Raw genomic sequence first — 14244 nt, 5'->3', positions numbered from 1 at the left:
ACTCACTTGAATCCGTACAAAATAACGGCGATAATTTGCCGTAAATATGCAGTTACCAAATCAATCCCTTCCTCGTCGGGCTTAACGACGCGGAGGGGATTTTTTTTCACCGATTTTAAAAGAGGTCAGTACATGAGCACCTTAGGTCATCAATACGACAACTCCCTGGTTTCTAACGCCTTTGGTTTTTTGCGTCTGCCGATGAACTTCATGCCTTACGACAGCGACGCCGATTGGGTGATCACCGGCGTACCGTTTGATATGGCAACGTCAGGTCGCGCGGGTGGCCGCCATGGTCCGGCGGCGATCCGTCAGGTTTCCACCAACCTGGCCTGGGAACACAACCGCTTCCCGTGGGACTTCGATATGCGCGAGCGTCTGAACGTGGTGGACTGCGGCGATCTGGTTTATGCGTTCGGGGATGCGCGTGAAATGAGTGAAAAATTGCAGGCGCATGCTGAGAAGCTGCTGTCTGCCGGTAAGCGTATGCTCTCCTTTGGCGGCGACCACTTTGTCACGCTGCCGCTGCTGCGCGCGCACGCCAAGCACTTTGGTAAAATGGCGCTGGTACACTTTGATGCCCACACCGACACCTACGCGAACGGCTGCGAATTCGACCACGGCACGATGTTCTACACTGCGCCTAACGAAGGTCTGATCGATCCGAATCACTCTGTGCAGATCGGTATTCGTACCGAGTTCGACAAAGATAATGGTTTTACCGTGCTGGATGCGTGCCAGGTTAACGACCGCAGCGTTGATGACATTATCGCCCAGGTTAAGCAGATTGTCGGTGATATGCCAGTGTATCTGACTTTTGATATCGACTGCCTGGATCCGGCGTTTGCACCCGGAACCGGTACGCCAGTGATCGGTGGTCTGACTTCCGATCGTGCAATTAAACTGGTACGTGGTCTGAAAGATCTGAACATCGTCGGGATGGATGTTGTTGAAGTGGCTCCGGCCTACGACCAGTCAGAGATCACCGCACTGGCGGCTGCTACGTTAGCGTTGGAGATGCTGTATATCCAGGCGGCGAAAAAAGGCGAGTAAGCTGTTTTTTGCCGGATGGCGGCGTTTGCGCCGCCATCCGGCACTGTTAACAGATTATTTGATCCCGTCTGCGCTCATGCGATCGCGAATATGTTGCGCACGTTCTGCGGATGCCGGGTGATCGTCAAACATTGAGCTTTGGCGTCCTGCTTCCAGTTTTGCCAGTTTCTCAAAGCTGGTGGCTAAGCCGGCTGGATTGATCCCACGTTTGCGCAACAAATCATACGAGTAATCATCCGCTTCGGACTCCTGGCGCTGGGAGAACTGTGAGTTCACCAGCTTTTCGCCGATATCGCCCAATTGCGACTGCGACAGGCTGCCGACAATACCGCCAGCGGAAGCCGCTGCTGCTCGCACGGCGTTCGTACCCAGCGCAACCTGCATCCCTTTTTTCACGTGACCCAGCGCAACGTGGCCCATTTCGTGGCCGATCACCGCTTCGACTTCGTTGTCGGTCATCATATCCATCAGGCCGCTGTATACGCGGATACAGCCGTTCGCCATGGCAAAGGCATTCACATCTTTCGCCATATACACTTTGTAGTTCACCGGCTGACCGTTAATGTTATCGCCAAGCGCGGCGGCTATTTTGCCAAGACGCGTAGCGTACTCGCTGCCGCTCGGAGCGATAGTAGCCTTGCTGTCCATATCTTTACAGGCCTGATCGCTCAGCGCTTTTACCTGAGCATCGCTCAGACTGTAGGCCTGAAAAGCCTCCGCGCCCGAAGAAAGCAGCCCGTTTGAGTCCATGTTCTGGCAGCCGGTCAAAGCCGCTGCCATGCTCGTAGCAAGCAGTAAAGCGCGAATTTTCATTTTTTCTCTTCCGCACAAGGTCAGGATTATTCTAAAAAATGCGTTGTTTACAGGTGAACCGACGCTCGGCCTAAGTATAAAGAAAAGAACAATAAGCGGGCGAGAAGATTGCGCAACTTTCACGCATGATCCAGAGATTTCTGAAGCGGTAAAAGGATGCTCCATGTACATGACACGCGGCTTGGGTTACATTGTTGGCACTTTTTTCCGGCGTAGCCCAAAACGCGCTGTCGTCAAGTCGTTTAGGGCGTGGCCTTCATTATCCGATCTGGAGTCAAAATGTCCTCACGTAAAGAGCTTGCCAATGCTATTCGTGCGCTGAGCATGGACGCAGTACAGAAAGCCAAATCCGGTCACCCGGGTGCCCCGATGGGTATGGCTGACATTGCCGAAGTCCTGTGGCGTGATTTCCTGAACCACAACCCGACTAACCCGTCCTGGGCTGACCGTGACCGCTTCGTGCTGTCTAACGGCCACGGTTCAATGCTGATTTACAGCCTGCTGCACCTCACCGGCTATGATCTGCCGATGTCCGAGCTGCAGAACTTCCGTCAGCTGCACTCCAAAACGCCGGGCCACCCGGAAGTGGGCTACACCGCGGGTGTTGAAACCACGACCGGTCCTCTGGGTCAGGGCATTGCGAATGCAGTGGGTATGGCTATCGCTGAAAAAACGCTGGCGGCGCAGTTTAACCGTCCTGGTCACGACATCGTTGATCACTTCACTTATGCTTTCATGGGCGACGGCTGCATGATGGAAGGTATCTCTCACGAGGTATGTTCCCTGGCCGGTACGCTGAAGCTGGGTAAACTGGTTGCGTTCTATGATGACAACGGCATCTCTATCGATGGTCACGTTGAAGGCTGGTTCACCGATGACACCGCGAAGCGTTTCGAAGCTTACGGCTGGCACGTGGTTCGTGGCGTAGATGGTCATGATGCTGACGCGATTAAACGCGCAGTTGAAGAAGCTCGCGCAGTAACCGACAAACCATCCCTGCTGATGTGCAAAACCATCATCGGTTTCGGTTCCCCGAACAAAGCCGGTACTCACGACTCTCACGGTGCGCCGCTGGGTGATGCAGAAATCGCGCTGACCCGTGAACAGCTGGGCTGGAAATACGCGCCGTTCGAAATCCCGTCTGAAATCTACGCGCAGTGGGATGCGAAAGAAGCCGGCCAGGCAAAAGAAGCCGCATGGAACGAGAAGTTCGCTGCTTATGCCAAAGCTTTCCCGCAGGAAGCTGCTGAATTCACCCGTCGTATGAAAGGTGAAATGCCGTCTGATTTCGACGCGAAAGCCAACGAGTTCATTGCTAAGCTGCAGGCTAACCCGGCGAAAATCGCCAGCCGTAAAGCGTCTCAGAACGCGATTGAAGCCTTCGGTCCATGGCTTCCTGAATTCCTCGGCGGCTCCGCTGACCTCGCGCCATCTAACCTGACTCTGTGGTCTGGTTCTAAGGCCATCAACGAAGATACCGCCGGTAACTACATCCATTACGGTGTACGTGAATTCGGTATGACCGCTATCGCAAACGGCATTTCCCTGCACGGTGGTTTCCTGCCGTACACCTCCACCTTCCTGATGTTCGTGGAATATGCTCGTAACGCGGTGCGTATGGCTGCGCTGATGAAACAGCGTCAGGTGATGGTCTACACCCACGACTCCATCGGTCTGGGTGAAGATGGCCCGACTCACCAGCCGGTAGAGCAGGTTGCTTCTCTGCGTGTGACTCCGAACATGAGCACATGGCGTCCGTGTGATCAGGTTGAATCCGCAGTGGCGTGGAAATACGGCGTTGAGCGTCAGGACGGCCCGACCGCGCTGATCCTCTCCCGCCAGAACCTGGCACAGCAGGAACGTACCGCAGAGCAACTGGCGAATATCGCTCGCGGTGGCTACGTGCTGAAAGATTGCGCGGGCCAGCCGGAGCTGATCTTCATCGCCACCGGTTCTGAAGTTGAACTGGCTGTTGCGGCATGGGAGAAACTGACTGCCGAAGGTGTGAAGGCGCGTGTGGTCTCCATGCCGTCTACCGATGCGTTCGACAAACAGGATGCCGCCTACCGCGAATCCGTACTGCCGAAAGCCGTTTCTGCTCGCGTCGCTATCGAGGCTGGCATTGCGGACTACTGGTTCAAATACGTGGGTCTGAACGGTGCCATCCTCGGGATGACTACTTTTGGTGAGTCTGCACCGGCAGAACTGCTGTTTGAAGAATTCGGCTTCACCGTAGACAACGTGGTCGCGAAAGCAAAAGAACTGCTGTAACTTCGATTGCAGGTGAAAACGGGTCGCTCAGGCGGCCCGTTTTTTAATCGGATTAAATTTAATTTCCCCTGTGCAACTCCCCGTTGTGGATCTTAGTCACAAATATGATATTTAGTGTTATTTGGAATTTGTAATGCATATCACATAATTAATGTTGCATTTTGTTTTTCTATTCTCAACCAACTGTTTTTAAAGGCTTCACAAAAAGACATTCCGCGCTGCACGTATTTTCCCCCTCGATTGATTTCATTTTGCCGTACGCGTATTTTATTTTTAACGTTAACTCGTACCCTAAAAATAAAATAAGGAAAATGTATGCGGCTGATTGATTACTTTCCCGAATCATCTATTTCAATAAAAGATTCAGCAAAGAACTGGCAGGAGGCAATTGACTTTTCTATGTCGTCCTTGCTCGCCAATCATTATGTCAATTCAAATTATATTCAGGCGATCAAAGACTCAACGATTAACAATGGTCCTTATTATATTTTAGCGCCTGGTGTCGCCATGCCACACGCTCGTCCGGAATGTGGTGCGTTAAAAACCGGAATGTCATTAACGCTTCTCAAACAGGAAGTGAAATTTTCCGAAGAAGATGAAGGCATCAGATTATTAATCGGATTGTCGGCGGCAAATGCTGACTCTCACATTGGCGCTATTCAGGCTTTAAGTGAATTATTATGTGAAGAGGAAGCGCTAACCGCTTTGTTAGCGGCTAAATCAGAAAAACAACTGGCGGATATTATCGCCTTCGCATAATTCATCGTTTCCTTTCAGGATATTATTATGGAAAACAAGTCTGCTCGTGCCAAAGTCCAGGCTTTTGGTGGGTTTTTGACTGCAATGGTCATTCCCAACATCGGCGCATTTATTGCCTGGGGTTTTATAACCGCATTGTTTATTCCTACTGGTTGGATGCCGAATGAGCATTTCGCCAAAATTGTCGGCCCGATGATTACTTATTTACTGCCCGTCATGATTGGCTCCACCGGTGGGCATCTGGTTGGCGGGAAACGTGGCGCGGTAATGGGAGGCATTGGTTCTATTGGCGTTATTGTTGGCGCGGATATCCCGATGTTCCTTGGCGCGATGGTGATGGGGCCGCTTGGCGGTTGGGTGATTAAGCATATCGACCGCCTGCTGGAAAAACGCATCCCCGCTGGTTTCGAGATGGTTATCAATAACTTCTCTCTGGGTATTGCGGGAATGCTCTTATGTTTGCTGGGATTCGAAGTTATTGGCCCGGCGGTTCTCATTGCCAACAATTTTGTGAAGGAGTGTATTGAAGCGTTGGTTCATGCGGGTTACCTGCCGTTGCTATCTGTAATCAATGAGCCCGCGAAAATCCTCTTTTTGAATAATGCTATCGATCAGGGCGTCTATTATCCGTTGGGAATGCAGCAAGCTTCTGAAACGGGAAAATCGATTTTCTTCATGGTGGCATCCAACCCTGGGCCGGGGTTAGGCCTGTTACTCAGCTTTGCCATTTTTGGTAAAGGGATGAGTAAAAAATCCGCGCCAGGCGCCATGATTATCCACTTCCTTGGTGGTATTCATGAACTGTATTTCCCGTATGTGCTGATGAAGCCTTTAACCCTGATTGCGATGATTGCCGGGGGAATGAGCGGGACGTGGGTATTCCACCTGTTGGACGGTGGGTTGGTTGCAGGGCCGAGCCCAGGATCAATATTTGCCTATCTGGCATTAACGCCAAAAGGTTCTTTCCTCGCGACCATTGCAGGCGTTACAGCGGGAACCATTGTTACTTTTGTGATTACCTCTGTAATCCTGAAAATGGAAAAGAGTGTAGAAACAGAAACTGAAGATGACTTCGCTGAATCAGCCAGAACCGTCAAGGCGATGAAACAGGAAGGAAAGTTCTCTTATAAAAATATTAAACGCGTTGCTTTCGTCTGTGATGCGGGAATGGGTTCCAGCGCGATGGGGGCTACAACGTTTCGTAAGCGTCTGGAGAAAGCGGGATTGAATATTAATGTAACGCACTATGCTATCGAAAACGTTCCGCAAGATGCAGATATTATTGTAACCCATGCCAGTCTTGAAGGTCGTGTTAAACGTGTGAGTGAAAAGCCATTAGTGCTGATTAAAAACTATATTGGTGATCCTCTGTTGGACGATTTATTTAAACGCATTACTGCGAACTAGCCTTCTTCTATTTTTGGAGTAAGTATGAAAACGAAAGTGGCTGCCATATATGGTAAGCAGGATATTCGGATCCGTGAATTTGAGTTGCCTGCAATTACAGATAACGAATTGTTAGTAAACGTAATATCCGATAGCGTTTGTTTATCCACCTGGAAAGCGGCGGCTTTGGGGAGCGAGCATAAACGCGTGCCGGACGATCTGGAAAATCATCCGGTTATTACCGGACATGAATGTGCAGGTATCATTGTTGAGGTAGGAAAAAACCTGACGGATAAATATAAGAAAGGTCAGCGTTTTGTGTTGCAACCCGCGATGGGATTGCCAAGTGGATATTCCGCGGGATACAGCTACGAATATTTTGGCGGTAATGCGACATATATGATTATCCCGGAGGTGGCGATTAATCTGGGATGCGTTTTACCTTACCACGGCTCTTATTTTGCCGCCGCCTCATTGGCAGAACCAATGTGCTGCATTATTGGCGCGTATAACGCGAATTTTCACACCACACCTTACGTTTATGAGCATCGCATGGGGATTAAGCCAGGCGGAAGCATTGCGCTTCTGGCCTGCGCCGGGCCGATGGGCATCGGCGCAATTGATTATGCCATTAACGGCAGTATTCAGCCGTCACGTGTGGTGGTGGTCGATATTGATGAAGCACGACTTGCGCAGGCTAAAAAACTGTTGCCGGTTGAGCTGGCGGCAGAAAAAGGGATTGAACTTATCTATGTGAATACGACCGGCATGGATTCTCCGACCACGATGCTGCGTGCGTTAACTCATGACGCAGGTTTTGATGATGTCTTTGTGTATGCGGCAGTACCTGCAGTCATTGAAATGGCCGATGATTTACTCGCGGAAGATGGCTGCCTGAATTTCTTTGCTGGTCCGACGGACAGCAACTTTAAAGTGCCGTTTAATTTTTACAACGTGCACTACAACAGCACTCACGTTGTCGGAACCTCTGGTGGATCAACGGATGATATGAAGGAGGCTATTGCGCTCAGTGCAACCGGCCAGCTACAACCCTCGTTTATGGTGACGCACATTGGCGGCCTTGATGCGGTTCCGGAAACCGTATTGAATTTACCGGCAATTCCTGGCGGTAAAAAGCTGATATATAACGGCGTAACCATGCCGCTAACCGCCATTGCTGATTTTGCCGAGAAAGGGAAAACTGACCCATTATTCAAAGAGCTGGCGCTGCTGGTGGAGGAAACGCACGGCATCTGGAACGAAAAGGCAGAAAAATACCTGCTGGCACACTTCGGCGTTGATATCGGGGAGGCGGCGATATGATGTCGCTGGCATGGCCGCTATTTCGTATCACGGAGCAGGCTGCGCTGGCAGCCTGGCCGCAAACCGGGTGCGGCGATAAAAACAAGATTGATGGTCTGGCCGTGACGGCAATGCGCGAAGCATTGAACAGTGTTGCCATCCGCGGACGAATCGTCATTGGCGAAGGGGAGATTGATCGCGCCCCGATGCTGTGGATTGGTGAGGAAGTGGGAACAGGCGCTGGACCTGAGGTCGATATTGCCGTCGATCCTATTGAAGGCACGCGAATGGTGGCGATGGGGCAATGCAATGCGCTGGCTGTCATGGCGTTTGCCCCTCGCGGCAGTTTGTTACACGCCCCTGATATGTACATGAAAAAACTGGTTGTTAATCGGTATGCAAAAGGGGCGATTAATCTGGCGCTGCCGTTGGCAGACAATCTGCGCAATGTGGCTGAGGTGTTGGACAAACCGCTGGAGCGACTGCGGATGGTGACGCTGGATAAACCGCGTCTTCAACCGGCGATTGCCGAAGCGACAAGACTTGGCGTCAAAGTCTTTGCGCTGCCCGACGGCGATGTAGCCGCAAGCGTGTTGGCCTGTATGCAGGAAAATCCCTATGACCTGATGTATACCATTGGGGGGGCACCTGAAGGGGTTATTTCAGCTTGTGCAGTTAAAGCGCTGGGGGGCGACATGCAGGCTGAACTGATTGATTTTTGCGCGGCGAAAGGAGATAGCGCAGATAATCGTCTGATTGCGGCACAGGAACGTCAGCGCTGCATGGAAATGGGCGTCGAGATTAACCGTATCTATGCGCTCGACGAACTGGTAGGGGGAAATAAGATCCTCTTCAGCGCGACGGGGGTCACGGGCGGCGATCTTGTGAAAGGGATCCAACAGGTTGCGAATGGTGTGCGCACGCAAACTTTACTGATCGGCGGCGCGGATCGAACGTGTAATATAATAGACTCTCTGCATTCATGGTGATTTATCGGATAACTAATGACGACGCTGACAGAAGACGATGTGCTTGAGCAACTGGATGCTCAAAATAATTTACTTTCGTTTATGACGACGGCACATAACATTTTGCTCCAGGGCATTAAGCGCTTTCTGCCGTCGCTGTTCGTTAATAACGATGAAGAGATCGTGGAATATGCAGTGAAGCCGTTGCTCGCTCAGAGTGGACCGCTTGACGATATCGACGTTGCGTTACGTCTGATTTATGCGCTGGGAAAAATGGATAAATGGCTTTATGCCGACATCACCCATTTTTCCCAGTTTTATCAGTACCTGAACGAGCAGGATAATATTCCCGGTTTTGCCGATGACATCACCTGGGATTTTGTCAGCAACGTGAACAGTATTACCCGCAACGCAACGCTGTACGGCGCGCTGGAGTCAATGAAATTTGCCGACTTTGCTGCGTGGTCCGAGGTGCGCTTTAGCGCAATGGTCAAGACGGCAATGACGCTGGCGGTGACGGCGATTTTAAAGGAATTAACGCCGTGAAAATCGAACTAACGGTGAATGGGCTCCAGGTTGAAGCACATTACCATGATGATGAGATAGAGAACGTCCACAAACCGTTATTACAGCAACTGGCAAAAATACAGGCCGCTAATCCGCAGCGACGTACGATAGTTTTTCTCTGCGCGCCACCGGGTACGGGTAAATCGACGCTGACTACCTTCTGGGAATATCTCTGCGCTCAGGATCCTTGTCTGCCGGAGATCCAGACGCTGCCGATGGATGGCTTCCATCACTACAACAGCTGGCTGGATGCCCATAACCTGCGGGCATACAAAGGTGCGCCGGAAACCTTTGATGTGGATAAGCTTGCGCAGAATCTACGCCAGATAAGGGAAGGGGAAGGCTTCTGGCCGCAATACGATAGGCAAAAGCACGATCCGGTCGAAGAGGCCATACGGGTGACTGCGCCGATGGTGATTGTGGAGGGAAACTGGTTATTGCGCAATGATGACAGATGGCGAGCGTTAGCCGAGTTTTGTGATTACTCGTTGTTTATTCGCGCTCCAGCCAATGCGCTGCGTACGCGACTGGTAGGCCGTAAACTGGCTGGCGGACTCTCACAAGCTGACGCTGAGGCATTTTATGAGCGTACCGACGGACCGAATGTTCGTCGGGTGCTGGAAGATAGCCTGCCAGCAGATCTTATGCTGGAGATGTCGCTTGAGGGCGCATATCGGACGGCGTGAGATTTTTGTTGTGTAGCCGTACTACGCGCGAAAAATGGCGCTGCGTAAATGCAGCGTCATGACTGATCGCTACAACGCTGGCACCACGCGCACGACACACTGCCAGCCAGTTTTCGAAGACGCCAAGCCAGTGCGCATCAAAGTCCCGGCTGGGCTCATCCAGCAGTAGAATAGTGGGGGCGAGGGCTTCCAGGCTGGCGACGGCAACCATGCGTCTTTGTGCAGTATGCAGATCGAGCGGGTGCACGCCGGCGACATCCTCTAACTGACATAATCGCAGCGCCGCCATTGTGCGTTGCGCAATTTCAGTCGCCGGAAGCTTCTGTAGCCGTAATCCGAATGCGACTTCCTCTGCAACCTTGCTGTGAAAAATTTGATTCTCCGCCTCCTGAAACAATACGCCGAGCACCCTGGCACGCTCCCGATTTTTCAGTTGCGCAATCGCGCGATTCTGCACGGTTATTGTGCCGGATGAAGGCGTCAGTAGCCCGGCCATGATGCGCAGAAGCGTGGATTTTCCTGCCCCATTATCGCCCGTTAGCGCCAGCCATTCACCCTCCTGGAGTTCCAGCGAAATATTGTGTAAGCAGTCATCGGCGGCGTTCGGCCAGCGAAAACTGACCTGGTCTAGCGTTAGCATAGTGGTGACAATGCTCCGTCGCGCAGCTGCCATGCCTGCTGGCAGTAGCTGAGAAAAGGTGAAGGGTTGCGTTCGAAAAGTATTACCAAAGCATGTCGTTCCTGTGCCCATTGTTGCAGTCGCGCCAGCAGCATTGCCGTGGCTTGCGCCGTCAGGCGGCTGAACGCTTCATCCAGAATCAATATTTTCGGCTGCATGGCGAGTGCGCTGGCAATGACTACCCGTTGGGTTTCCCCGCCGGAAAGGGTACTAGGATGACGATGGCGCAGGGGCTGACATTCTGTCAGCGTCAGGGCGGCATCTATGCGCTGCATAATTTCAACCTCAGTAAGGCAGAGATTTTCCGGGCCAAATGCCACTTCTTCCTCCACGCTGAAAGTACAACCTGAAAGCTGCAGGTAAGGTGACTGCTGCACAAGCTGGATGGTACTCGACTGCTCGACCAGCGACAGTTGCCCGATGGGATTACCCAGGAGCGTGCCTGTGCCTTCAATATCTCCCGGAAGGAAATCGGGGTACCAGCCAGCCATCAGCTGCGCCAGCGTGCTTTTCCCGCTGCCGTTCTCGCCAAAAACAGCCACCATACCCGGTCTGGCGTAATGGAAGTCGTAACAGACGGATGGCCGCATAGCGTGCGTTGGAATATAGCGAAACTGCTCTAACGTAACCATATCCAGACTCCGGTCTCAACCGCCATCAGAACTGCCATGCCGTAGCGGGCCAGACGTTGTAAGGTGCTGTCTGGCGGCGCCCAAAGCGTGGTGCGAGTGCGATGCAGGCGAAATCCCCGCATATCGAGCGCTGCACCGCGAACGGCCAGGTCATTGAGCGCGTTATGGGTAAGCGGCACAATCAATGCCGGCATGGCGCGTAAACGCTGGTACCAGGACTCATCCAGCGGTACGCCGCGTGCGCGCTGAGCCTCATGAATTATTGCCAGCTGTCGTTTGAGTTGTTCAACCACCAGCAGCGGGCCAGCAAACAGGTAGGCAACGCCTGGTGGCAGACGGGAAGCGAACAGAGCACGCATAAAGCGCGAAACCGGTACGTACTGCATCCATATCTGCGATGTCGACACAATGGCCAGGATCCTCAGCCAGAGCGTAACGGCATTGGCCCAGCGCTCTGGCGTGCGTGGCTGTCCGCTAATCCACTCGGTAAGCCATCCGCCGTGTACCAGCCATAGCCCCAGCCCTAAGGGGATCATCAGCCAAAGTACGTATTTCGCTCGCGACCGCGTAGCCTTCATACATAACAAACTGACGAACGTCGCGGCGCCGTACAAGCTGAGCGGCACTCCGGCTGGCAGCAGGAGCGTGGAGCAGGCGGCAAGCGCCCACAGAGTTAACGACGTAAACGGATGCATTTAGCGCACGGCAGACATCGTAGGGAAATGACGCGTGGTGCGCAGCGGAAGTTGTCGCAGCAGCACCCAGACGATGATTGCCGTGAGGATTTTATCGACCAGATTCGCTCCGATGACGGTGATGGCGACGGACTCCACCAGGTTCTGACCGACCGAGTGCATCCAGGCAACAAAAAGATCGGCACCGCTGCCAGTGACGCCGCCAAACAGGGTCGTGCGAATCGGCACGGCAACGAGGGTCACGGCAAGTGTGATGATCACGCCGCTGACCACAACTTTGGGTAAGGTGCGAAACCATCCAGCCCGTGCCAGCCAACCGGCAACCAGTCCAATAACCATCGCCACAGGCGCGAAGGCGGCGGCAATAGGATCGGTCAAAAGCCCCCACAACAGGTTAGTGAGTAATCCGGTTAGCATCCCCACGACCGGGCCTAACAGCACCGCGCTGATCAACGTGCCAATCGAGTCGAGAAAAATAGGCAATTTCAACATGCTGATGAGTTGCCCGCCGACCATGTTGATGGCGATAGCAATGACAATAAGTACCAGAGACTGGCTGGAAAATTGGCGACGCGCCATAGAAGACCTCGAATAAGTGAAGCGTTAGCGGGATGAAATAACCAGTTCGTCATAACCGGAGACGGCGCAGGGCTGTCGGCTGAATGCCAGAGACGCCAACTCGCCAATCACCAGTTCCAGCGTGGTTCGCACGGTACAACCCGGCATCATGTGTCCGCCCAGCATCGCGCCGTGCTGGTCGGCAATCGCCAGATGGAGATGCTCGCCGGTAAGTTCCAGCGTGCCGTTCAGAGAGATAATTTCCCACGCCCCCGTGTGTAAGGTGGTTTCTTCACATCCGGCGAAGCGCAGAGCAACGTTGGTCAAACTGCCGGTGCAACCCGCTATCCAGGCTGCCTGTAGTTGATGTTGCTGGATAAACGCATGTAGCGCTGAAAAGACTTCCTCGCCGGGTAGTAAACGCAGCGCATGAAAGCGAGCTTCAGATGGTTGGGAATAGAATGTTGTCATAGTTGAGGAACTCCGAGACTCGGACGTAGCGCTGATAATATAGACGCGGGTTAAGGCGCTTTCTGATATAAATCAGGATTTGTGACATGGCAATGAAATAATCTTGCTACGGTTATTCGTAATTCTGGAATATGGAATAAAAGTCGCGTTGAAGGACGTTAAAATGTGACGTAAGTCAGATAACTGTGTTCTGTTGCTGGACAATCATTCCTTTTATTCCGCGTTTCGCTTATTCTAGCTGAAGCGTTTCAGTCGATTAAATGTTCGACAATTAACCAATTAGTCGCAGTTTGCGACAGGTAAGGTTTCCCTGAGCGATTTGCTGCATTACTCTGTCTGCCACATCGTTTCTGAGAAATCCTTGCAGGAGACCTATGACCGTACGCGTAGCGATTAATGGTTTCGGTCGCATCGGACGCAACGTGGTTCGTGCTTTGTATGAATCCGGGCGTCGGGCGGAAATCACCGTGGTGGCAATCAACGAACTGGCGGATGCTGCAGGCATGGCGCATTTGTTGAAATATGACACCAGCCATGGGCGTTTTGCCTGGGATGTTCGTCAGGAACGAGACCAGCTCATCGTTGGCGATGATGCGATCCGCATTCTGCATGAGCGAACGCTCGATGCGCTTCCATGGCGCGAACTGGGTGTCGACGTTGTGCTGGATTGTACGGGGGTCTTCGGCAGTCGCGAACACGGAGAGGCGCATATTGCCGCCGGCGCAAAGAAAGTGCTCTTTTCACATCCTGGTAGTCACGACATCGACGCAACCGTTGTGTTTGGCGTTAATCAGGATCAGCTGCGCGCTGAGCACCGGATCGTTTCCAATGCCTCCTGCACCACGAATTGTATAATACCCGTCATTAAATTGCTGGATGATGCTTACGGCATTGAGTCTGGTACCGTCACCACGATCCACTCCGCGATGCACGATCAGCAGGTTATTGATGCTTATCATCCTGACTTGCGTCGCACACGAGCGGCCAGTCAGTCGATCATTCCGGTTGATACTAAACTGGCGGCGGGCATCACGAGAATTTTCCCGCAGTTTAACGATCGTTTTGAAGCGATTGCGGTGCGTGTACCAACCATAAATGTGACGGCGATCGACTTAAGCGTGACGGTGAAAAAACCAGTAAAAGCCAGTGAAGTCAACCAGTTGCTGCAAAAAGCAGCACAGGGTGCATTTCATGGTATAGTTGACTATACGGAATTACCGTTGGTCTCTGTAGATTTTAACCACGACCCGCACAGCGCCATCGTTGATGGTACGCAAACGCGCGTGAGTGGCGCTCACCTGATCAAAACGCTGGTCTGGTGTGATAATGAATGGGGCTTTGCTAACCGTATGCTCGACACGACGTTAGCGATGGCTGCTATTGGTTTCAGGCTCGACGCTTGAG

General features: G+C 52.4%; 15 protein-coding genes. 9 read left to right on the top strand and 6 right to left on the bottom strand.

The genetic code is table 11. The annotated features are described in order from the left end of the window. Positions 1-132 precede the first annotated feature (132 nt). Positions 133-1053 carry an agmatinase gene (speB, locus tag OGY15_RS04220; RefSeq protein WP_278238378.1) on the top strand — a complete coding sequence of 307 codons (921 nt, stop codon included), beginning with the start codon at positions 133-135 and terminating at the stop codon, positions 1051-1053. A 54-nt stretch (positions 1054-1107) separates the two neighbouring features. Here the strand turns inward: speB and loiP are convergent, their stop codons facing one another. Then, positions 1108-1866, bottom strand: coding sequence for a metalloprotease LoiP (gene loiP, locus OGY15_RS04215; protein WP_151218347.1), 759 nt, complete (start codon positions 1864-1866; stop codon positions 1108-1110). Positions 1867-2145: 279 nt separating this feature from the next. Here loiP and tkt point away from each other — a divergent pair, with 279 nt between their 5' ends. The 7 genes from tkt to OGY15_RS04180 all read left to right on the top strand — a co-directional run bounded on the left by tkt (position 2146) and on the right by OGY15_RS04180 (position 9805). After that, a complete protein-coding gene (gene tkt / locus OGY15_RS04210) occupies positions 2146-4137 on the top strand; it encodes a transketolase (protein WP_286538447.1) in 1992 nt (663 codons plus the stop codon). A 315-nt stretch (positions 4138-4452) separates the two neighbouring features. Beyond that, a complete protein-coding gene (gene cmtB, locus OGY15_RS04205; RefSeq protein WP_151218346.1) occupies positions 4453-4896 on the top strand; it encodes a PTS mannitol transporter subunit IIA in 444 nt (147 codons plus the stop codon). A gap of 27 nt (positions 4897-4923) precedes the next feature. Further along, on the top strand, positions 4924-6303 hold the full coding sequence (locus tag OGY15_RS04200; protein ID WP_151218345.1) for a PTS mannitol transporter subunit IIBC: 1380 nt from the start codon (positions 4924-4926) through the stop codon (positions 6301-6303). Between the two features lie 24 nt (positions 6304-6327). Then, positions 6328-7605: a zinc-binding dehydrogenase gene (locus tag OGY15_RS04195; RefSeq protein ID WP_187258983.1), complete on the top strand. Its 1278-nt coding sequence runs from the start codon at positions 6328-6330 to the stop codon at positions 7603-7605. Then, complete coding sequence (gene glpX, locus OGY15_RS04190) at positions 7602-8573, top strand: class II fructose-bisphosphatase (protein WP_151218343.1); 972 nt, start codon at positions 7602-7604, stop codon at positions 8571-8573. The genes OGY15_RS04195 and glpX overlap by 4 nt, the downstream gene beginning before the upstream one ends. A gap of 15 nt (positions 8574-8588) precedes the next feature. Then, positions 8589-9098, top strand: a complete 510-nt coding sequence (locus tag OGY15_RS04185) for an MltR family transcriptional regulator (protein ID WP_016154381.1) — start codon at positions 8589-8591, stop codon at positions 9096-9098. After that, complete coding sequence (locus OGY15_RS04180; RefSeq protein WP_151218342.1) at positions 9095-9805, top strand: nucleoside/nucleotide kinase family protein; 711 nt, start codon at positions 9095-9097, stop codon at positions 9803-9805. The genes OGY15_RS04185 and OGY15_RS04180 overlap by 4 nt, the downstream gene beginning before the upstream one ends. Here the strand turns inward: OGY15_RS04180 and OGY15_RS04175 are convergent. From OGY15_RS04175 to OGY15_RS04155, 5 genes are read right to left on the bottom strand one after another with little or no spacing between them, the layout of a single operon-like run. Then, positions 9762-10445 (bottom strand): ABC transporter ATP-binding protein, encoded by a 684-nt coding sequence (locus OGY15_RS04175; protein WP_151218341.1) that lies wholly within the window; start codon positions 10443-10445, stop codon positions 9762-9764. The genes OGY15_RS04180 and OGY15_RS04175 overlap by 44 nt on opposite strands. After that, positions 10439-11116 carry an ABC transporter ATP-binding protein gene (locus OGY15_RS04170; protein ID WP_151218340.1) on the bottom strand — a complete coding sequence of 226 codons (678 nt, stop codon included), beginning with the start codon at positions 11114-11116 and terminating at the stop codon, positions 10439-10441. Before OGY15_RS04170 ends, OGY15_RS04175 begins: the two co-directional genes overlap by 7 nt. After that, positions 11104-11811 carry an energy-coupling factor transporter transmembrane component T gene (locus OGY15_RS04165; protein ID WP_151218339.1) on the bottom strand — a complete coding sequence of 236 codons (708 nt, stop codon included), beginning with the start codon at positions 11809-11811 and terminating at the stop codon, positions 11104-11106. The genes OGY15_RS04170 and OGY15_RS04165 overlap by 13 nt, the downstream gene beginning before the upstream one ends. Further along, on the bottom strand, positions 11812-12390 hold the full coding sequence (locus tag OGY15_RS04160) for an ECF transporter S component (RefSeq protein ID WP_003027040.1): 579 nt from the start codon (positions 12388-12390) through the stop codon (positions 11812-11814). Between the two features lie 24 nt (positions 12391-12414). Beyond that, complete coding sequence (locus OGY15_RS04155) at positions 12415-12840, bottom strand: PPC domain-containing DNA-binding protein (RefSeq protein ID WP_286538439.1); 426 nt, start codon at positions 12838-12840, stop codon at positions 12415-12417. A gap of 374 nt (positions 12841-13214) precedes the next feature. Between OGY15_RS04155 and epd the strand changes: the two genes are divergently transcribed. Then, on the top strand, positions 13215-14243 hold the full coding sequence (epd, locus tag OGY15_RS04150; protein WP_003027035.1) for an erythrose-4-phosphate dehydrogenase: 1029 nt from the start codon (positions 13215-13217) through the stop codon (positions 14241-14243). Position 14244 lies beyond the last annotated feature (1 nt).

Origin of the sequence: Citrobacter sp. Cu231, assembly GCF_030332265.1 — a bacterium.
Classification (GTDB): Bacteria; Pseudomonadota; Gammaproteobacteria; order Enterobacterales; family Enterobacteriaceae; genus Citrobacter; species Citrobacter meridianamericanus.
The sequence above is the reverse complement of the archived record's forward strand: the minus strand, read 5'-3'. Positions and strand labels throughout refer to the sequence as shown.

Coding starts and splice junctions, on each gene's coding strand:
- speB (WP_278238378.1), top strand. CDS start 133: ATGAGCACCTTAGGTCATCAATACGACAACTCCCTGGTTTCTAACGCC.
- loiP (WP_151218347.1), bottom strand. CDS start 1,866: ATGAAAATTCGCGCTTTACTGCTTGCTACGAGCATGGCAGCGGCTTTG.
- tkt (WP_286538447.1), top strand. CDS start 2,146: ATGTCCTCACGTAAAGAGCTTGCCAATGCTATTCGTGCGCTGAGCATG.
- cmtB (WP_151218346.1), top strand. CDS start 4,453: ATGCGGCTGATTGATTACTTTCCCGAATCATCTATTTCAATAAAAGAT.
- OGY15_RS04200 (WP_151218345.1), top strand. CDS start 4,924: ATGGAAAACAAGTCTGCTCGTGCCAAAGTCCAGGCTTTTGGTGGGTTT.
- OGY15_RS04195 (WP_187258983.1), top strand. CDS start 6,328: ATGAAAACGAAAGTGGCTGCCATATATGGTAAGCAGGATATTCGGATC.
- glpX (WP_151218343.1), top strand. CDS start 7,602: ATGATGTCGCTGGCATGGCCGCTATTTCGTATCACGGAGCAGGCTGCG.
- OGY15_RS04185 (WP_016154381.1), top strand. CDS start 8,589: ATGACGACGCTGACAGAAGACGATGTGCTTGAGCAACTGGATGCTCAA.
- OGY15_RS04175 (WP_151218341.1), bottom strand. CDS start 10,445: ATGCTAACGCTAGACCAGGTCAGTTTTCGCTGGCCGAACGCCGCCGAT.
- OGY15_RS04170 (WP_151218340.1), bottom strand. CDS start 11,116: ATGGTTACGTTAGAGCAGTTTCGCTATATTCCAACGCACGCTATGCGG.
- OGY15_RS04165 (WP_151218339.1), bottom strand. CDS start 11,811: ATGCATCCGTTTACGTCGTTAACTCTGTGGGCGCTTGCCGCCTGCTCC.
- OGY15_RS04160 (WP_003027040.1), bottom strand. CDS start 12,390: ATGGCGCGTCGCCAATTTTCCAGCCAGTCTCTGGTACTTATTGTCATT.
- OGY15_RS04155 (WP_286538439.1), bottom strand. CDS start 12,840: ATGACAACATTCTATTCCCAACCATCTGAAGCTCGCTTTCATGCGCTG.
- epd (WP_003027035.1), top strand. CDS start 13,215: ATGACCGTACGCGTAGCGATTAATGGTTTCGGTCGCATCGGACGCAAC.